Raw genomic sequence first — 18,778 nt, forward strand, 5'->3', positions numbered from 1 at the left:
GAGGAGAGAGAACACATGAAAAACGATCTACCCGACACCGCCGCACTCGACGCACTGCTGCGCGAACAACGCCTCGCCTACCTGCGCGCACCGTTCCCGTCATGGGAAACACGCAAAGGTCATCTAAAGGCCTTGCGCGCAATGCTGCTCGACAACCGCGACGCACTCGCCGATGCGATGCACGCGGACTTCGGCAATCGATCGAAAGCCGAGGTGCTGCTCGCCGAGTTCTTCGTCGCGAAAGAAGAGATCGATGCCGCGCTACGACACGGCAAACGCTGGATGCGTCCGCAGCGTCGCAGCACCAACAAATGGCTGATGCCTGCGCGCGCGCGCGTGGTGCCGCAACCGCTTGGTGTCGTCGGCATCATCGTGCCGTGGAATTATCCGGTGCTGCTCGCGGCCGGTCCGCTGATCAGCGCGCTCACCGCCGGCAATCGCGCGATGATCAAGATGTCCGAACTCACGCCGCGCACGTCCGCGCTGTTCGAACAGCTGATCGGCCAGACCTTCGCGCGCGATCACGTCGCGGTCGTGAACGGCGATGCACAAATCGCCGCCGCGTTCAGCGCGCTGCCGTTCGATCATCTGCTGTTCACCGGCTCGACGAAGGTCGGTCACGACGTGATGCGCGCCGCCGCCGAAAATCTCACGCCGGTCACACTCGAACTCGGCGGCAAGTCGCCGGTGATCGTCGGGCCGCATGCGCGCTTCGACTACGCGGTCGACAGTCTGCTCGCCGGCAAGACGCTGAACGCGGGGCAGACCTGCATCGCGCCCGACTACGTGCTCGTGCAACGCGGCAAGGAAGCCGCGTTCATCGCGCGCGCGAAAGCGCGGATGGCGAAGCTGTACCCGGACTTCGCGCGCAATCCGGACTACACGTCGATCGTGTCGGACCGCCATTACGCGCGGCTGCAACGCCTCGCCGACGAAGCCGTCGAAGCGGGCGCGCAACTACATCCGCTCTCCGACGCGCCCGCCGATCCCACCGCGCGACGCTTTCCGCCGGTCGCGGTGACCGGTGCACCCGAGCACACGAGGCTGATGCAGGAAGAGATCTTCGGGCCGCTGCTGCCGATCGTCCCGTACGACACGCTCGACGATGCGATCGCGTGGATCAACGCGCGTCCCCGTCCGCTGTCGCTGTATCTGTACGACGACGACCGCGCGACAATCGAACGCGTCACGCGCGAGACGATCGCGGGCGGCATGGCGATCAACGAAACCTTGATGCACATCGCGTGCGAGAGTCTGCCGTTCGGCGGCGTCGGCGCGAGCGGCATGGGCGCGTATCACGGGTATGAGGGTTTCGCGGCGTTCTCGCAGATGAAGCCGGTGCTGACGCAGGCGCGCTTCAATGCGCGCGGGCTGATCTCGCCGCCGTACGGCAAGCGTTTTCATGCGTTGTTGAAGGTGATGCTGCGGTTCTAGAGCGCGGCGCGCGGTTATTTCCGCCGGTACGGCACAGGCACCGGTACAGGTGTCTGCGTCGCATCGTCCGGCGTGCCGCTTTCCAGCCGATGCAGCCACGCGAGCAGTTCCGCGACGGCCTGATACAGCTGCGGCGGAATCCGCGAATCGAGGTCGACCTGCATCAGCAGCGACACCATCTGCGGCGCCTCGTGCACGTAGAGGCCCGCTTCCTTCGCGCGCTGCACGATCATCTCCGCGACGAGCCCGTAGCCCTTCGCGACCACACGCGGCGCAGCGTCCGCGTTCTGCGCGTCGTAGCTCAGCGCGGCGGCGCTTTTTCGACTGGTGCGGCTCATTGCATGTCCCAGTCGAAATCGTCGACGTGCGGTATCGACGGGTCGGTTTGCGCCGCTGATCCAGCACGCGCTACACGAGCCGCTTCACCGGCCGCCGCCGAAGCCGAACGCGCATATGCGTTCGCAGCCGCCTGCGGCGTCACGCGCGGCGGCGCATCGTGCACGTCCTGCGCACCACCCGCGCCGCTCGCGTCGGTTCCACTCACGACCGTCGCTCCACCGCCGATCTCGCGAATCGACAGCGCCCCCAAAGCAATGCCCACCGCCGCGAGCCGTTGACGGAACGACTCCCCGTGCTCGGCGAGCCGCGTCGCGCCACCGGCGCTCGCCTGCACGCGCGCGAACAGTTGCGTGCCGGTGAGCGTGAGTTCGGCATCGACCGTGCCGAGCGTCGGCAGCGACAGCGTGAGGCGCGTGCGCCACGGAATATCGTCGGCCGATGCGCCATCCGATCCGTCGCGACCGCGTCCGTCGTCATCCTGTTCGATGGTCCAGTCGAGTCGCGCGCCGGGCCATGCCTCGCCGGTCCAGCGGAATTGTCCGGTCGCGAGCAGATCGAGCTGCTGACGCACGAGCGGAAGCGTCGCCGCATGAATCGATGCGGCAATCGACTGTGCAGGATCCGACTGCGCCGCCGCCTGATGCGCAGTGGCGTGCGGACTCGTCGCGAGCGCGGCCACATCGGCGGCGAGAAAACGCAGCGACGCGGGCGGCAAATTCGCGCTCGCCTGCGAATGCGCGGCAGCGAGCCCGGGCGCACCGGCCTGCGCTGCCTGGGCCGCGGTTTGCGCGGCGGTCTGCGCCGATGTCTGCATCGACGATGGGTTTTGAGCGGCGCCCTGGTTCGGTGTCTGCGGACTACCCGGCGGCGCAGAAGGCAATGAAGAAGAAGGCAACGGCAAACCCGCGCGCAACGCCGCAGCCGCATCCGACCACGCGGAACCATCCACGTTGCCGGCCCAGTCGAGCGGTAATTGCTGCGCGGCGGTCGCGAGACGGTTCTGCGGTTCGCCCGCCAGCGCCGCCGGCGAGCGTTGGCCCGCGAGCCACTGCACGAGATGCGCTTCGTAGAAGAGACCGCTGTCGGCGACCGTCTGTTCGAGCGCGGCGGCAAGCGCGGCCACCGGCCATTGCGCGGCGGCGGCAGCAGACACAGCAGCCGAGGCTGTCGTCGGCTGCGCGGTCGAAGCATTCAGTTGGGACGCCGCGGAAGAAGAAGCTGCCGCCTCGCCGGAAGAAGACGCTGCGCCGTCGAACAACGGCAACGGCACACTAAGCCGCGCAGCAGCGGCCAACGTCGACAGCGGGATAGAAGCCGGCACCGGCGCATTCGGCCACACCGGAGCCTGCCCAACCACAGCAGGCGTCGCTTCACCACCCGAGCGAACGATCGCATCGAGCGTCAGCGCAACCGCAGACAGCGCGGTCTGCGCGGACGCCTGCGGTCCGCCACTGCCCGAAAGCAGCGGCAACGAAACAGCAGGGGTATCGACGCTAAGAGAAGACGCACCGGTCCGCGACGCGAGCGCGTCGCCGGCGGCATTGCCGGACAACAGGCTGTCGACCCGGCTCGCGAGCAGCGAGGCGACGACCGTGTCGATTCCGTTCATGCCGAATTCCTTCGTCGCAAAAGTCGGTGCGTCGCGTGCTACCCAGCGAGGCTAGCGCGCGCCGTACAGTTCCTTCAGCACGCGAGCCGGACGGCCGGACGACGAAAACAGCGCACTCAGCTTCGCCATCCGCGGGCTGGCGAGATCGCGGATCGCTGCATCGTCCGACAGGATCTTGCGGATCAGGTCGTACTTGCGCAGCCGCTCGGTGTCGTTGAGGCAGACGTCGTGTTCGGCGTCCTTCAGCGCATCGACCAGATACCGGTACTCGTCCTCCAGATGCGCCAGCTCGGCCCACAACGAACGTCGGGCGGCGGACAGCATGAGGGTCGACAGTGCGGCGATCGCTTCGTAGCGGGCGAAATATTCTGTGTTCTTGTTCATCGGGCGTATTCCGCAGACGGCTGGGCCGCCATGCGCGCGACTTCGGGTCCAATTCCTAGCCATGCATCCTCGAGCGTGGCCAGCAGGCCGTCCACCTCGATCATCATCGTCTCGCTCTGCTTGAGGTTCGCCTCGAGCAGGCGTCGTGTCATATAGCTGTACAACCCGTCGAGCCGCTGCGCGATCTCGCCGCCGGCCTCGATGTTCAGCGCCGGCTGCAACCCGCTTGCGACGATCTGGATCGCCTTGCCGATCGCCTCGCCGCGCGCCGCGACGTTACCCTGCTGCAGATGCAGCCGCGCCTGCGCGATGGCCTGCCGTGCGCCCTGATACAGCATCACGATCAGACGATGCGGACTCGCGCCCATCACCCCTGTTTCGACTCCGACGCGTGCGTACGCATTGGCTCCAGAGTGTCCTGGGGAAAACATTGGCGCTCCTCCTGTCTAGACCGTTCCGATTCATCCGTGGCCATCCGTTCCGCTTACTGGTGCACGCGATTGGACAGCCTGTATCCGGGTTATCGGATAGCCATCTCAAAAGCTTTAGGCCGATGTAAGCAGGGAATGAAACGAAAGTTGCAACTCGAAAGGATTGCCGGGCGAACGCGTACCGATGCGCACCGGACGAGCATAAATGCACCGTCCGGCGGCATCGAAAGCAGCAGGGAAACATACAGAAACCGCCGACGAAACCGCCCGCCAGCGGAGACTCAGACGCTCAGACCGACGTCTGCATGATCTCGTTGTACGCGGACACCAGCTTGTTGCGGACCTGCAGGCCGAACTGGAAGCCGATACCGGCCTTCTGCATGTCGACCATCACGTCGTTCAGCGACACGTTCGGCGAACCCAGCTCGAACGCCTGAGCTTCGCCTCCCGCCTTCATCTGGTCGCCGCTGATCTTGTCGATCGATGCCTTCAGCAACGACGCGAAACCGCCGCTGCTTTCTGTGGACTGCGCGCCCACGGCGCCCGCGGCGCTCGTGGACGTGCCGCCGGCGGCCTCTGCCGCCATCGCCTGCATCTGCTGCAGGGCGGACGTAATCGGGTTCACGACAGTCATCTTCGCTCCAGAGGAAAAGGCAGTCCGGCGGCTCGCCGCCCGCCTCCGGACAGCCCTGCCGATCTGACGAAAAGCATAGCAGCGGGTCATTTTCGACAGTCGTCAAAGTAGGGGGGAAACCCGGCTCTATTCGGGCGATCGGCTTGCGACGCGCTGCGGATAATCCCCATCGTGAAAGTCTCTGTCCGAGCGCCCGTCACCCGTTCCTGGGTGGGTCGGCAGCCGGGAGACGCAAGGCACCCGGAGATACCCGACGCATGGATTCGTCAGCCAACTCGATCATCAACGCCGACGCCCGGATGGGCCTCGCCGGCACGCAGCCAGGCGGCGGCACGCCCGGCTCGGCCGGCGGCCAGTCAGGCGCCGACCTGGGCGGTCTGGGCGGCGGCTTCGCCCAGCGCATTCCGTCGCTCACGCAGATGCGCGGCAATCCGCGCGCGCCGCTGATTTTTGCGGTCGCACTGCTGGTCGCCGTGGTCGCCGCCCTCGTGCTGTGGTCGCGCGCACCGGACTACAAGGTGCTCTACAGCAACCTGTCGGACCGCGACGGCGGCGCGATCATCACCGCATTGCAACAGGCGAACATCCCGTACAAGTTCAGCGACGCCGGCGGCGCGATCCTCGTGCCGTCCGAGCAGGTTCATGAAATGCGCCTGCGGCTCGCGGCGCAGGGTCTGCCGAAAAACGGCTCGGTCGGCTTCGAGCTGATGGACAACCAGAAGTTCGGCATCAGCCAGTTCGCCGAGCAGGTGAACTACCAGCGCGCACTCGAAGGCGAGCTGCAGCAAACGATTGAATCGATCTCGTCGGTGCGTTCGGCGCGCGTGCATCTGGCGATCCCGAAGCCGTCGGTGTTCGTGCGCGACCGCGAGCAGCCGTCCGCATCGGTGATGGTGAATCTGTACCCGGGCCGCGTGCTCGACGAAGGCCAGGTGGTCGCGGTCTCGCATATGGTGGCGAGCGCGGTGCCCGATCTGCCGGTGCGCAACGTGACGATCGTCGACCAGGACGGCAACCTGCTGACGCAGCCGTCGTCGGGCACCGGTCTCGACGCGACGCAGCTGAAGTACGTGCAGCAGGTGGAGCGCAGCACGCAGCAGCGCATCGACGCGATCCTCGCGCCGCTGTTCGGCGCCGGCAATGCGCACTCGCAGGTCAGCGCCGACATCGATTTCTCGAAGCTCGAACAGACCGCTGAAACCTACGCGCCGAACGGCGCGAGCGCGCCGGCCGCGATCCGCAGCCAGCAGACGAGCACCGCGACCGAACTGTCGCAGGGCGGCGCGTCGGGTGTACCGGGCGCGCTGTCGAACCAGCCGCCGCAGCCCGCATCCGCACCGATCGTTGCCGCGAATGGCGCAAGCTCGGTGGCCGCGACGCCGGTCAGCGATCGCAAGGACTCGACGACCAACTACGAACTCGACAAAACCGTACGCCACTTCGAACAGGCCGGCGGCAACATCAAGCGGCTGTCGGTGGCGGTGGTGGTCAACTATCTGACGCAGGTCGACGCGAAAGGCCATGCGACGTCGCAGCCGATGCCCGCCGACAAGCTCGCGCAGGTCGAACAGCTCGTGAAGGACGCGATGGGCTACGACGCGAAGCGCGGCGACTCGGTGAACGTCGTCAACAGCGCGTTCATGACCGACGTCGATCCGGTCGTCAACGTACCGTGGTGGCGCACGCCGGACATGATCGCGCTCGCGAAGCAGGTCGCGACGTATCTCGGCATCGGCGCAGTCGCCCTGTTCCTCTACTTCGCGCTGGTGCGCCCGGCAATGCGCCGCGCGTTCCCGACGCCCGAGCAGGTCGCATCGCTGCCCGCCCCCGACGAACCCCTGCTGCTCGACGGCCTGCCGCCGTCGCCAGGCGCAAGCGACGTGGACGAAGGCAACAGCCTGATGTCGTTCGAAAACGAGAAGCACAAGTTCGAGCGGAACCTGGAATACGCGCGCACGATCGCCCGCCAGGATCCGAAGATTGTCGCAACCGTCGTCAAGAACTGGGTGTCCGATGAAAGCTGAAGGCGTGACCAAGAGCGCGCTCCTGCTGATGTCGATCGGCGAGGAAGAGGCCGCGCAGGTGTTCAAGTTCCTCGCGCCGCGCGAGGTGCAGAAGATCGGCGTCGCGATGGCCGCGCTGAAGAACGTGACGCGCGAACAGGTCGAGGAAGTGCTGCATGAGTTCGCGAAGGAAGCGGAGCAGCACACCGCGCTGTCGCTGGATTCGAGCGAGTACATCCGCAGCGTGCTGAACAAGGCGCTCGGCGAGGACCGGGCCGGCGCGATCATCGACCGCATCTTGCAGGGCAGCGACACGAGCGGCATCGAAGGGCTCAAGTGGATGGACTCCGGCGCGGTCGCGGAACTCATCAAGAACGAGCATCCGCAGATCATCGCGACGATCCTCGTTCACCTCGACCGCGACCAGGCCTCGGAGATCGTCGCGTGCTTCAGCGAGCGGCTGCGCAACGACGTGCTGCTGCGGATCGCGACGCTCGACGGCATCCAGCCGGCCGCGCTGCGCGAACTCGACGACGTGCTGACCGGCCTGCTGTCCGGCAGCGACAACCTGAAGCGCAGCCCGATGGGCGGCATCCGTACCGCGGCGGAAATTCTCAACTTCATGTCGAGCAATCACGAAGAAGCGGTGCTCGAAAACGTCCGCGCATACGACGCCGAACTCGCGCAGAAGATCGTCGACCAGATGTTCGTGTTCGAGAACCTGCTCGAACTGGAAGACCGCGCGATCCAGCTGCTGCTAAAGGAAGTCGAGTCCGAATCGCTGATCATCTCGCTGAAGGGCGCGCCCGCCGCACTGCGCCAGAAGTTCCTGTCGAACATGTCGCAACGCGCGGCCGAACTGCTCGCCGAGGATCTCGACGCACGCGGTCCGGTGCGCGTGTCCGAAGTCGAAACGCAGCAGCGCCGCATCCTGCAGGTGGTCCGCAATCTCGCGGAAAGCGGCCAGATCGTGATCGGCGGCAAGGCGGAAGATGCGTATGTCTGATCAGGATCCGTCGTCGGGAAAGACGGGCAGCGGCGGTCTCTCGGCGTATCAGCGCTGGGAGATGGCGTCGTTCGATCCCGTTGCCCCGCCCGATCCCGCCGACGAACACGCGTTCGAAGCCGAGCTGCAACGGCTGCGCGACGCCGCGCATCAGCATGGCGTCGCGTCCGGCCACGTCGCCGGCCAGGCGCTCGGCTATCAGGCCGGCTACGACCAGGGTCATGCGCAGGGCTTCGAACAAGGTCTCGCCGAAGCGCGCGCGGAAGCGGCCAGTCTCGCGGCGCTCGCGCAGTCGTTCAGAACCGCACTCGACGGCGCGCAGAGCGACGTGTCGGAAACGCTCGTCGCACTCGCACTCGACATCGCGCAGCAGGTCGTGCGTCAACACGTGCAGCACGATCCCGCCGCGCTGATCGCCGCCGCGCGCGAAGTGATGGCGACCGAGCCGGCACTGTCGGGCGCGCCGGCCCTCGTCGTCAGTCCGGCGGATCTGCCGGTCGTCGAGGCGTATCTGCTCGAAGAATTGCAGGCGCGCGGCTGGAGCGTGCGCACCGATCCGGCCGTCGAACGCGGCGGCTGCCGCGCGCAGGCCGCGACCGGCGAAGTGGATGCAGGCATCGGCACACGCTGGGAGCGCGTCGCCGCCGCACTCGGCAAGGTGAGCACATGGTGAAGCCGACGCTCGACGACATCCGCCGCGCCAGCGATCTGACGCCGCTCGAAAGAGAGCTGGCGCTGGCGTCGTTTGGTGCGGTCGAGTCTGCTTCGGGCACGGATAACACCGCAGAGATAGAAGCCGTCGCCGCACCTCATTCCGCAGTCCCCGCGAACGCTGCATCGCGTGCGTCCATTCAGCAGGAAACGCTGGACAACCCACACACCGCCGCATGGCGCGCACGGCTCGAAGCACTGCGCGCGCGCAACGCGATCGCGCGTCCGCTGCGTGCATGCGGACGCCTCACGCGCGCAGCCGGTCTCGTGCTCGAAGCGGTCGGATTGCGGCTGTCGGTCGGCTCGGAAGTGATGATCGAATTGCCGCTCGGCAGCACGCGGTCGATGGCCGAAGCGGAAGTCGTCGGCTTCGCGGGCGACAAACTGTTCCTGATGCCGACGACCGAAGTCGCAGGCCTGTTGCCAGGCGCGCGCGTCTATCCGCTCGAAAGCGCGCCGATCGCCGACCCGCTTGCCGGCGCGAAGCGTCTGCCGGTCGGCTGGGAATTGCTCGGCCGCGTGGTCGATGCATCGGGCCGCCCGCTCGACGGACTCGGCCCACTCGGCACGCAGATCGACGCGCCGCTGTCCGCACCGTCGATCAACCCGCTGAATCGCGAGCCGATCCACAAGGTGCTCGACGTCGGCGTGCGTGCGATCAACGCGCTGCTGACCGTCGGACGTGGACAGCGGATGGGCTTGTTCGCGGGTTCAGGCGTCGGCAAGTCGGTGCTGCTCGGCACGATGGCGCGCTACACGAGCGCCGAAGTGATCGTGATCGGACTGATCGGCGAACGCGGCCGCGAAGTGAAGGAATTCATCGAACAGATTCTCGGCGAGGACGGGCTTGCTCGCTCGGTCGTCGTCGCCGCGCCGGCCGACGTATCGCCGCTGCTGCGGATGCAGGGCGCCGCGTACGCGACGTCGCTGGCCGAATACTTCCGCGACCAGGGCAAGCACGTGCTGCTGCTGATGGATTCGCTGACGCGTTACGCGATGGCGCAGCGCGAGATCGCGCTCGCGGTCGGCGAGCCGCCCGCGACCAAGGGCTACCCGCCGTCGGTGTTCGCGAAGCTGCCCGCGCTCGTCGAGCGCACCGGCAACGGACGGGCGGGCGCCGGCTCGATCACCGCGTTCTACACTGTGCTGACCGAAGGCGACGACCAGCAGGATCCGATCGCCGATTCCGCGCGCGCGATTCTCGACGGCCACATCGTGCTATCGCGCACGCTCGCGGAAGCGGGCCACTATCCGGCGATCGACATCGAAGCGTCGATCAGCCGCGCGATGACCGCGCTGATCGACGACGCGCATCTCGAGAAGACGCGGCTCTTCAAGCAGATGCTGTCACGCTATCAACGCAACCGCGACCTGATCAACGTCGGCGCGTATTCGAGCGGGCGCGATGCGCTGCTCGATCGTGCGATCGCACTGTATCCGCGCATCGAGGCGTTTCTCCAGCAAGGGTTTCGCGAATGCGCGGAATTCGGCTCGAGCCTCGAAGCGCTCGATGCGCTCTTCAATCAAGGAGCCTGACGATGGGCAAGCACCTTCCGATCCAGACACTCATCGGCCTCGCGAAGGACGATGTCGACGCCGCCGCGCAGCGACTCGGCCGCGCGCAGCGCGACCGCCGCGACGTCGAGGCGCAGCTCGACGCGCTGATCCAGTATCGCGACGAATATCACGCGCGCTTCACGAACTCCGCGCAGGCTGGCATGGCGGCCGGCAACATGCGCAATTTTCAGGCGTTCATCGATACGCTCGATGCCGCGATCGAACAGCAGCGCGGCTTGCTGACGACCGCGACCGCGCGCGTCGAGGCCGCGAAGCCGGACTGGCAGCGGCAACGTCAGAAGCTTGGTTCTTATGAAGTGCTGCAGGCGCGCGGCGATGCGGCCGAAGCGCTGCAGATGTCGCGCCGCGAGCAACGCGATTCCGATGAGCATGCCGCGCGGATTTTGCGGATGCGGGCTGAGGGTGTGTAACGCCTGGCCGGCACGTTTTCACCATTTGCACAGTTAGCTTCGTTTGAACGGATCACCGTACAGGACCCACGTATGTCGACTCTCTCCATGATCGGATCGCTGCTCGGCACGAGCGCCGGCTCGTCGGGCTCATCGAGCGCCTCGTCCGCGTCGCAGGCCGCGCCGTTCTCGCAAACGCTGCAGCAGAGCATCGATGCGCAGAACAGTGCGTCGAATGCATCGGCGCAGCAGAAGGCGTCGTCATCTTCGTCATCGTCTTCGTCGAACTCGTCGAGCGTGCATGACGCGCCGCCGCCGAGCGACGATCCGTCGAAGGGCACGAGTGCAGCGAGCGGCAAGAGCGATTCGGGCAAGGGTTCGGACGGCACGGCATCGACGGGCTCGACAGGTTCGACTGACTCGAGTGGCAATACGCAGCAGGCCGGCGGCACTGACGCGACGAGTAAGCCGTCGGGCGGCGGCGCATCGAAGGCGCAGCAAGGCGCGGACGGCACGACAGCGCCGACGACCGCCGCCGATGCGGCAGCCGCTGCGGCTGCGGCGGCCGCCGCTGCTGCCGCACTCGCAGCGCAGGCCCAAGCTCAGGCCGGCGCGACGCAAACGACGACCACCGCCACCGATCCCGCCGCCGCACTGCAGGACACGACGCAGACGGGCACGGGCACATCGGCTACGACACCGGACAAGAAGACCAGCGATCCGAAGACAGTCCGCGACGCATTGCAGGCCGCGCTGAATGCGCTGGCGAATTCGCAGGGCGCCGTGCCGTTGCCGGTCGCAGGTGCAGCGACTGGTGGTGCAGCGGCGACGCCGCTCGCCGCGACTGCCGACACCGGCATCGCGCAGCGCGGCTCGATCGCGGGGAAGGGTCTTGCGCTCGGCGCCGCGTTCGCAGATGGCAAGAACGCGGGCACGCAGGCGAACGCGACGGCTGCGGGCGCGACGGCCACCCAGGATGCGACGGCCCTGCGCACTGCCGCCGACGCACTTGCTGCCGCAGGCGGCACGTCATCCGGCAATCCGCAGGGTACGCAGGCAACCAAGGACAACGCAGATGCCATCAGTGCGACGCTCGCTGCGGCGCAGGCGGCATCGAATGCACCGACGGCTGCGCAGTCGTCGCCTCCGCTGATCGCAGCGGCAGCGGCTGCGCTGGCGCCGCAGGTTGGCACACCGGATTGGGAAGATGCGTTGAGTCAGAAGGTGGTGTTCTTGTCGAATGCGCATCAGCAGACGGCACAGCTGACGTTGAATCCGCCGGATCTCGGGCCGTTACAGGTGGTGTTGCAGGTGGCGGAGAATCATGCGCACGCGCTGTTCGTGTCGCAGCATCCGCAGGTGCGGGAGGCAGTCGAGGCTGCGTTGCCGAAGTTGCGGGAGGCGATGGAGTCGAATGGTATCGGGTTGGGGAGTACGAGTGTCAGTGATGGGTTTGCGCGGCAGAGTGGGCAGCAGGGGCAGGAGGAGGCTAGTCGCGGAAGTAGTGGGCGTTCTGGCGGCGCCGGTGCTGTGTTGCCTGCGGGCGCAATTGTTAGTGGGGCGCCTGTGCGGCGGACTGTTGGGATTGTGGATACGTTTGCTTGAGATTTCGGTTCTTTCTGTCTTTTTGGTTTTCTGTTTTTCCGCGCGGCGGTGCTAAGTTGCGCCTCGCGGCGCAGGCGTTGCCCCTGTGCGGGGCGGCACCTACTTTTCTTTGCCGCGGCAAAGAAAAGTAGGCAAAAGAAAGCCGCTCGAAACGTTACCTTGTCCTTTCCGCGTGTTGCCTCGGTGGCACTCGCCTAAGTGGGCACCACGTTCACGTTGCGTAGCGGTCCGAGACGAGACCCGCCCTCGCACCGCTTGCCCTCGTGACAAGGCAGTCATCCGTTCCGGCGGGCTTCGCCGCCGATGGGCATAACACCCTTCGCTCAATAGAAGGGGGAGTGCCGCCACATCTTCGCTGGCGCGGTCACTGATTCGGCGGGCAATGCGATCACTGGTCCGCTCGCCGCCCTGTGCACTTCACTCTTCCACGTGGTTTCCCATGCAGACCGATCCGCGCGCACACAAGTGCGCCGCGGGATGTGCGGGCCCCTTGTCACTCCGGTTTGCGATCAGGGAGACGGTCTCGTCTCGGACCACTGTCCTACGTGAGCGTGGCGTCCACTTAGGCGAGTGCCACTGGGTCAACACACGGAAAGGAGAAGCTTCGTCTCGGCGGCTTTCTTTTGCCTACTTTTCTTTGCCGCGGCAAAGAAAAGTAGGTGCCGCCCCGCACAGGGGCAACGCCTGCGCCGCGAGGCGCAAAATCGCAGCCGCCAGCCCAGGCAAACAAAAAACCAAAAAGCAAACCCAATCAGGCGTAGCCAAACAAAAACCCAAAAGACTGAGATACCCCCAAATCCCCCCTCTTTTCACCCCATCGCGCGACGCGCCAATAGAGAACAATTCACCCTACCCGCACTGACGCACGCACAGACACCTCATGGCAACAACCACCACCGCAAACCAGCCGGCCATCGTCCCGACGAATGCCCCAGGCCCGATGAAGCGCATTCTCGTGATCGCGCTCATCGCGCTCGTCGCCGCCGCAGCCGCCGGCGCAGGCGTGTGGTTTTTCATGAACAAACGCCCGGCCACGCCCGCGAGCGCCACGGCGCCCGTCTCGCCGTCCGCCGTGCCGGTGTTCTTCCCGCTCGAACCGATGACCGTCAACCTGCAATCCGACGACGGCCAGCAACACTATCTGCGCATCGGCCTCACGCTGAAGCTCGCCGACCAGAAAACCCAGGATCACCTGACCGAACACATGCCCGAGATCCGCAGCCGCGTGCTGCTCGCCCTGTCGAACAAGCATCCCGACGATCTCGCGCCGCTCGACGGCAAACGCGCACTCGCAACCGAACTGAAAACGCTGATCGAACAGCCGAACGATGCCGGCGGTCAGCCCTCGCGCGTTCAGGATGTGCTGTTCACCGAATTCGTCGTGCAGTGACGCGTCACGCTGCGCCGCCTCTTAACCGCGAACGGATGCACGAGGAATAAGGAATGGGCCACGAAGAGTTCATGTCCCAGGAGGAGGTGGATGCACTCCTGAAAGGCGTCACCGGCGAAGCCGACGCCGAGGCCGAACAGACCGACCGCACCGGCGTCCGTCCGTACAACATCGCGACGCAGGAACGGATCGTCCGCGGCCGGATGCCCGGCCTCGAAATCATCAACGACCGCTTCGCGCGGCTGCTGCGCGTCGGCATCTTCAACTTCATGCGGCGTACGGCAGAGATTTCGGTCGGCCCGGTGAAGGTGCTGAAGTACAGCGAATTCACGCGCAATCTGCCGATCCCGACCAACCTGAACCTGGTCCACGTGAAGCCGCTGCGCGGCACGTCGCTGTTCGTGTTCGACCCGAACCTGGTGTTCTTCGTCGTCGATAACCTGTTCGGCGGCGACGGACGTTTCCATACGCGCGTCGAAGGCCGCGACTTCACGGCGACCGAGCAACGCATCATCAGCAAGCTGCTGAATCTCGTGTTCGAGCACTACGCGAATTCGTGGAAGAGCGTGCGTCCGCTGCAGTTCGAATTCGTCCGCTCCGAGATGCACACGCAGTTCGCGAACGTCGCGACGCCGAACGAGATCGTCATCGTCACGCAGTTCTCGATCGAGTTCGGCACGACCGGCGGCACGCTGCACATCTGCATGCCGTACTCGATGATCGAGCCGATCCGCGACGTGCTGTCGTCGCCGATCCAGGGCGAAGCGCTCGAGGTGGACCGTCGCTGGGTGCGCGTGCTGTCGCAGCAGGTGCAGGCGGCCGAAGTTGAACTCACCGCGGATCTCGCGGAAATCCCGGTGACGTTCGAAAAGATTCTCAACATGCGCGCAGGCGATGTCCTGCCGATCGACATTCCCGAGCACATCGTCGCGAAGGTGGACGGCGTGCCGGTGATGGAATGCGGCTACGGAATTTTCAATGGTCAGTACGCGTTGCGCGTCCAGAAGATGATCAGCGCAACCGACACGACGAAGGACGGTGGATATGAGTGACCTCAACGGCACGCCGGAAGCGCAACTGCCGGCAGGCGAACCGCAGGCCGCGGACCCCGCGATGGACGACTGGGCCAGCGCGCTCGCCGAGCAGAACAACGGCGCCGAAGTGAGCGCGGCGGCAGCGGGCGTGTTCCAGCCGCTGTCGAAGGTCGCACCGACGACGACGCGCAACGACATCGACATGATTCTGGACATCCCCGTCCAGATGACCGTCGAACTCGGCCGCACGAAGATCGCGATCCGCAATCTGCTGCAGCTCGCGCAGGGCTCGGTCGTCGAACTCGACGGCCTCGCCGGCGAACCGATGGACGTGCTCGTCAACGGCTGCCTGATCGCGCAGGGCGAAGTGGTGGTCGTGAACGACAAGTTCGGCATCCGTCTGACGGACATCATCACGCCGTCCGAACGCATCCGGAAACTGAATCGATGAAGTCTGCCGTGCGCGGGCGCGCGCAAGCCGCGCTCGCATCGCTTTCGCTCTGCATCGCAATCGTTGTCGTCTGTGCCGGCACCGCGCACGCGGCCGACATCAACGCGGTGAACAACGCCGCGCGCATAGCATCCGGCGTCGGCGCGGGCACAGCCGTTCCGTCGCTCGGCGTCGGTGCGGTACTGCAGACACTGGTCGGTCTCGCGGTCGTCATCGGGCTGGTGTTCGGCTTTGCCTGGCTCGCGCGACGCCTCGGCCTGCAGCCGTCGCAACGCGGCGGCCTCGTGAAGACGATCGGCGGCGCATCGCTCGGCGGCAAGGAGCGCGTCGCGGTCGTCGAGATCGGCGATACGTGGCTTGTGCTCGGCGCGTCGCCGGGCAATGTCCGTCTGCTGCATACGATGCCTGCGGGCAGCGCAGAAGTCCCCGGCGCGGATGCATCGTCCGCTGCCCCGCTCTCCGGCACGTTCGGCCAGCGCTTTCGCGAAGCGATGAAAGGCGAAGTCGGCAAACGCCTGAACCGCCCCGGCGGCGGAGACCAATGATGTCGTTCGTTCGAATCCCCGCGCAGTCCGAGCGCGCGACGCGGGCCGCCCTCGCCCACACGCTGATGCGCTACGCCGGACGCTACGCGCTGCCGCTGCTGATGCTGGCGCTACCCGCACTGTCGTTCGCACAGACCGCCGGCCTGCCCGCGTTCAACACGAGCCCCGGTCCGAACGGTGGTACGACCTATTCGCTGAGCGTGCAGACGATGCTGCTGCTCACGATGCTGTCGTTCCTGCCGGCGATGGTGCTAATGATGACAAGCTTCACGCGCATCATCATCGTGCTGTCGCTGCTGCGCCAGGCGCTCGGTACGCAGTCGACGCCGCCCAACCAGGTGCTCGTCGGTCTCGCGCTGTTCCTCACGCTGTTCGTGATGTCGCCGGTGCTCGACAAGGCGTACACCGACGGCTACAAGCCGTTCTCCGACGGCACGATCACGATGGACCAGGCCGTATCGCGCGGCCTCGCGCCGTTCAAGACGTTCATGCTGAAGCAGACCCGCGAGACCGATCTCGCGCTGTTCGCGAAGATTTCGCACGCGCCGCCGATGCAGGGTCCCGAGGACGTGCCGCTGTCGCTGCTAGTGCCGGCCTTCGTCACGAGCGAACTGAAGACCGGCTTCCAGATCGGCTTCACGATCTTCATTCCGTTCCTCATCATCGACATGGTGGTGGCCAGCGTGCTGATGTCGATGGGGATGATGATGATCTCGCCCGCGACCATTTCGCTGCCGTTCAAGCTGATGCTGTTCGTGCTCGTCGACGGCTGGCAGCTATTGCTCGGCTCGCTCGCGCAGAGCTTCACCTGACGACCGCAGCCTGCCACCGTAAGCGAACACACCAGGGACGCCCGACCATGACGCCAGAAACAGTCACCACGCTCGCGCACGAAGCGATGTACGTCGCGCTCGTGCTGGCCGCGCCGCCGCTGCTCGTCGGGCTGGTGGTCGGTCTCGTCGTGAGCCTGTTCCAGGCCGCGACGCAGATCAACGAATCGACGCTGTCGTTCATCCCGAAGCTGATGGCGATCGCGGTCACGCTCGTACTGATCGGCCCGTGGATGCTGACCACGATGCTCGACTACATGCGCCATATGCTCACGAGCATTCCGACGCTCGCAAACTGAACGCGCTCCTTCCTTCTTCTCCGAGATGTTCACCGTCACCTACGCCCAGCTGAACGCATGGCTCACTGCGTTCCTGTGGCCGTTCGTGCGTATCCTCGCGCTGGTGGCGACCGCGCCCGCGTTCAGCGAGACGTCGGTGCCGGTGCGTGCGAAGGTCGGCATCGCGGCGTTCGTCACGCTGATCGTCGCGCCGACGCTGGCGCCGTTGCCGCAGGTCACGGTGTTTTCGTCGGCGGGCGTGTGGATCATCGTCAACCAGTTCCTGCTCGGCGCGGCGCTCGGCTTCACGATGCAGATCGTGTTCGCCGCGATCCAGGCGACCGGCGACATGATCGGCCTCGGCATGGGGCTCGGCTTCGCGACGTTCTTCGATCCGCAGGTCAACGGGTCGAACGTGGTCGTGTCGCGCTACATGAACACCATCGCGATGCTCGCGTTCATCGCGCTCGACGGTCACCTGCAGATGCTGACCGCGCTACTCACGACTTTTCAAACCGTGCCGATCTCGGCGAACCTGCTGGGACCGGCCGGCTGGCGGATGCTCGCGGGCTGGGGCACGACCGTGTTCACGGCGGGGTTGCTGCTGTCGCTGCCGGTAGTCGCCGCGCTGCTGATCGCGAATCTCTCGCTCGGCATCCTGAATCGCGCGGCGCCGCAGATCGGTGTGTTCCAGATCGGTTTTCCGCTGACGATCCTCGTCGGCATGCTGCTCCTGCAGTTGATGGCGCCCAATATGATTCCGTTTTTTGCGCGGCTGTTTGACAGCGGGATCGATGAGATGGGGCGGATTGCGTTGGGGCTCAGATAACGCAAATAACGCGAGACCCAATGCAACGCGGCCGCCCGAAGGCGGCCGCGTTCATACGCTGTCGATACGTGCGGATCAGTTCAGATAATTAAACAACGACAGATTCTGAATCTTCGCAAACCCTTCCTGCGCCGCCTGCAACGCGTTCTGTTCCATCGTGTACTGGCTGACGATGCTCGTCAGGTTGACCGTCGTCAGATCCAGGAGATTGCTTTGCGTCTGCAGCGAGTTGGTCTGCGTGACAGTCTGCAGTGCCGCGATTTCCTGCTCCCGGCCACCAACGGATGCCTGCACGGTCACGACGTTGTTACGCGTGTTCGTCAGCTTCGCCATGCCGGTCGTCAGCGCGTTGGCGAGCGTCGCGGTCGACGTCGTGCCGGTCACCGGCGTTTGCAACGCGGCAACCAGCTGATCGATCGTCGCGAACACGTCGGTGCCTGCCTGCGAGGCCGGCTGGACCGTGAACGAATCGCCTGCCGCCGGCGCGCCGGTGATCGCCACCGACTGACCGCCGCCCAGCGCGATCGCCGAGCCTGCGGCGAACGTCTGCGGCGGGCTGACGGTCGGCGGGGTCGTCGACTGGTCGGTCACGGTGTAGGTCGTGCCGCTCGAAAACGAAATCGAGAACGTGTGCGAGTTCGTCGCGCTCGCGGCATTCGTCGTGGTGACCGCGCCGATCACGCCGGTGCCGGTGTTCGACGTGCTGCCCGACGGAACCGAGCTGGTGCCGGCGGTCGCGACGCTCTGGAACACCGATGCGCCGTTGTCCGCCGTCGAGATGTTGCGCGTGTCCGACACCTGCACGGTGCGGTCGCCGCTGTCACCGGTGTAGATCACCGAGCCGCTCGCGTCCACGCTGTACGGCGCGGCCGTGGTCTGGAATCCGGAGAACAGGTAGTTGCCCTGCGAATCGGTCGAGTTCGCGAGCGTCATCAACTGGCTGCGCAGTCCCTGGAGCTGCGTCGCGATCGCGCTGCGGTCGGAGTTGCCGAGCGAGCCGTCGCCGGCATGCACGATCAGCGTGTTGATGTTGGTCAGCACGCTGCTCACGCTGCCGAGCGTCGAGTCCTCGGCCTGCAGCGACGACGCGGCCGTGGTCTGGTTGTCGGCGTACTGCGACAGCGTCGCGCCCTGCATGCTGAGCTGCACCGCCTGCGCGGCGCCGAGCGGATTGTCCGACGGCGTCGCGAGGCTCACGCCGCTCGACAGCTGCTGGTACAACTGCGCGAGTGCGCTCTGTTGATCGTTCATCTGCTGAACGTTCATCGTGAAAAACTGCGTCGTCGAAATGCGCATGA

20 protein-coding genes are annotated in these 18,778 nt (G+C 65.8%); 14 read left to right on the forward strand and 6 right to left on the reverse strand.

Translation table 11 applies throughout. From position 1 onward, the window contains the following. The first annotated feature begins 15 nt into the window (after nt 1-15). On the forward strand, nt 16-1,434 hold the full coding sequence (locus tag E1748_RS22940; protein ID WP_133649580.1) for a coniferyl aldehyde dehydrogenase: 1,419 nt from the start codon (nt 16-18) through the stop codon (nt 1,432-1,434). A 14-nt stretch (nt 1,435-1,448) separates the two neighbouring features. On the opposite strand, the gene E1748_RS22945 is transcribed toward E1748_RS22940, so the two are convergent. From E1748_RS22945 to fliE, 5 genes are all read right to left on the reverse strand, one after another. Continuing rightward, nucleotides 1,449-1,772 (reverse strand): EscU/YscU/HrcU family type III secretion system export apparatus switch protein, encoded by a 324-nt coding sequence (locus E1748_RS22945; protein WP_133649581.1) that lies wholly within the window; start codon nt 1,770-1,772, stop codon nt 1,449-1,451. After that, nucleotides 1,769-3,382 (reverse strand): flagellar hook-length control protein FliK, encoded by a 1,614-nt coding sequence (fliK, locus tag E1748_RS22950; RefSeq protein ID WP_133649582.1) that lies wholly within the window; start codon nt 3,380-3,382, stop codon nt 1,769-1,771. Before fliK ends, E1748_RS22945 begins: the two co-directional genes overlap by 4 nt. Before the next feature lie 51 nt (nt 3,383-3,433). Continuing rightward, nucleotides 3,434-3,766, reverse strand: a complete 333-nt coding sequence (locus E1748_RS22955; protein ID WP_133649583.1) for a flagellar protein FliT — start codon at nt 3,764-3,766, stop codon at nt 3,434-3,436. Beyond that, nucleotides 3,763-4,197 carry a flagellar export chaperone FliS gene (gene fliS, locus E1748_RS22960; protein ID WP_133649584.1) on the reverse strand — a complete coding sequence of 145 codons (435 nt, stop codon included), beginning with the start codon at nt 4,195-4,197 and terminating at the stop codon, nt 3,763-3,765. The genes E1748_RS22955 and fliS overlap by 4 nt, the downstream gene beginning before the upstream one ends. Nucleotides 4,198-4,486: 289 nt before the next feature. Further along, nucleotides 4,487-4,831: a flagellar hook-basal body complex protein FliE gene (gene fliE, locus E1748_RS22965; protein ID WP_133649585.1), complete on the reverse strand. Its 345-nt coding sequence runs from the start codon at nt 4,829-4,831 to the stop codon at nt 4,487-4,489. Nucleotides 4,832-5,088: 257 nt separating this feature from the next. On the opposite strand from fliE, the gene fliF reads away from it, so the two are divergent. The 13 genes from fliF to fliR all read left to right on the forward strand — a co-directional run bounded on the left by fliF (nt 5,089) and on the right by fliR (nt 17,480). Beyond that, the gene (gene fliF, locus E1748_RS22970; RefSeq protein WP_133649586.1) at nt 5,089-6,855 is read left to right on the forward strand and encodes a flagellar basal-body MS-ring/collar protein FliF; all 1,767 of its coding nucleotides are present in this window, start codon (nt 5,089-5,091) and stop codon (nt 6,853-6,855) included. After that, a complete protein-coding gene (gene fliG, locus E1748_RS22975; RefSeq protein ID WP_133649587.1) occupies nt 6,845-7,840 on the forward strand; it encodes a flagellar motor switch protein FliG in 996 nt (331 codons plus the stop codon). The genes fliF and fliG overlap by 11 nt, the downstream gene beginning before the upstream one ends. Continuing rightward, nucleotides 7,827-8,513 (forward strand): flagellar assembly protein FliH, encoded by a 687-nt coding sequence (gene fliH / locus E1748_RS22980; protein ID WP_133649588.1) that lies wholly within the window; start codon nt 7,827-7,829, stop codon nt 8,511-8,513. Before fliG ends, fliH begins: the two co-directional genes overlap by 14 nt. Further along, nucleotides 8,507-10,087: a flagellar protein export ATPase FliI gene (fliI, locus tag E1748_RS22985; RefSeq protein WP_133649589.1), complete on the forward strand. Its 1,581-nt coding sequence runs from the start codon at nt 8,507-8,509 to the stop codon at nt 10,085-10,087. The genes fliH and fliI overlap by 7 nt, the downstream gene beginning before the upstream one ends. A 2-nt stretch (nt 10,088-10,089) precedes the next feature. Continuing rightward, on the forward strand, nt 10,090-10,539 hold the full coding sequence (gene fliJ, locus E1748_RS22990) for a flagellar export protein FliJ (RefSeq protein ID WP_133649590.1): 450 nt from the start codon (nt 10,090-10,092) through the stop codon (nt 10,537-10,539). A gap of 72 nt (nt 10,540-10,611) precedes the next feature. Next, nucleotides 10,612-12,123, forward strand: a complete 1,512-nt coding sequence (locus tag E1748_RS22995) for a flagellar hook-length control protein FliK (RefSeq protein ID WP_133649591.1) — start codon at nt 10,612-10,614, stop codon at nt 12,121-12,123. Between the two features lie 880 nt (nt 12,124-13,003). Continuing rightward, on the forward strand, nt 13,004-13,513 hold the full coding sequence (gene fliL, locus E1748_RS23000; protein ID WP_133649592.1) for a flagellar basal body-associated protein FliL: 510 nt from the start codon (nt 13,004-13,006) through the stop codon (nt 13,511-13,513). Nucleotides 13,514-13,566: 53 nt separating this feature from the next. After that, the gene (gene fliM, locus E1748_RS23005; protein ID WP_133649593.1) at nt 13,567-14,565 is read left to right on the forward strand and encodes a flagellar motor switch protein FliM; all 999 of its coding nucleotides are present in this window, start codon (nt 13,567-13,569) and stop codon (nt 14,563-14,565) included. Further along, complete coding sequence (fliN, locus tag E1748_RS23010) at nt 14,558-14,998, forward strand: flagellar motor switch protein FliN (protein ID WP_133649594.1); 441 nt, start codon at nt 14,558-14,560, stop codon at nt 14,996-14,998. The genes fliM and fliN overlap by 8 nt, the downstream gene beginning before the upstream one ends. Then, entirely contained in the window at nt 14,995-15,543 is a 549-nt protein-coding gene (gene fliO / locus E1748_RS23015; protein ID WP_133649595.1) for a flagellar biosynthetic protein FliO, read from the forward strand. The genes fliN and fliO overlap by 4 nt, the downstream gene beginning before the upstream one ends. Before the next feature lie 65 nt (nt 15,544-15,608). Beyond that, nucleotides 15,609-16,355 carry a flagellar type III secretion system pore protein FliP gene (fliP, locus tag E1748_RS23020; RefSeq protein ID WP_205965308.1) on the forward strand — a complete coding sequence of 249 codons (747 nt, stop codon included), beginning with the start codon at nt 15,609-15,611 and terminating at the stop codon, nt 16,353-16,355. 47 nt (nt 16,356-16,402) lie between these two features. Continuing rightward, nucleotides 16,403-16,672, forward strand: a complete 270-nt coding sequence (gene fliQ, locus E1748_RS23025; RefSeq protein ID WP_133649597.1) for a flagellar biosynthesis protein FliQ — start codon at nt 16,403-16,405, stop codon at nt 16,670-16,672. A gap of 25 nt (nt 16,673-16,697) precedes the next feature. Continuing rightward, nucleotides 16,698-17,480: a flagellar biosynthetic protein FliR gene (gene fliR, locus E1748_RS23030; protein ID WP_133649598.1), complete on the forward strand. Its 783-nt coding sequence runs from the start codon at nt 16,698-16,700 to the stop codon at nt 17,478-17,480. A 75-nt stretch (nt 17,481-17,555) separates the two neighbouring features. Here the strand turns inward: fliR and flgL are convergent, their stop codons facing one another. Continuing rightward, the gene (gene flgL / locus E1748_RS23035) at nt 17,556-18,776 is read right to left on the reverse strand and encodes a flagellar hook-associated protein FlgL (RefSeq protein WP_133649599.1); all 1,221 of its coding nucleotides are present in this window, start codon (nt 18,774-18,776) and stop codon (nt 17,556-17,558) included. Nucleotides 18,777-18,778 lie beyond the last annotated feature (2 nt).

Source organism: Paraburkholderia flava (assembly GCF_004359985.1).
GTDB lineage: Bacteria > Pseudomonadota > Gammaproteobacteria > Burkholderiales > Burkholderiaceae > Paraburkholderia > Paraburkholderia flava.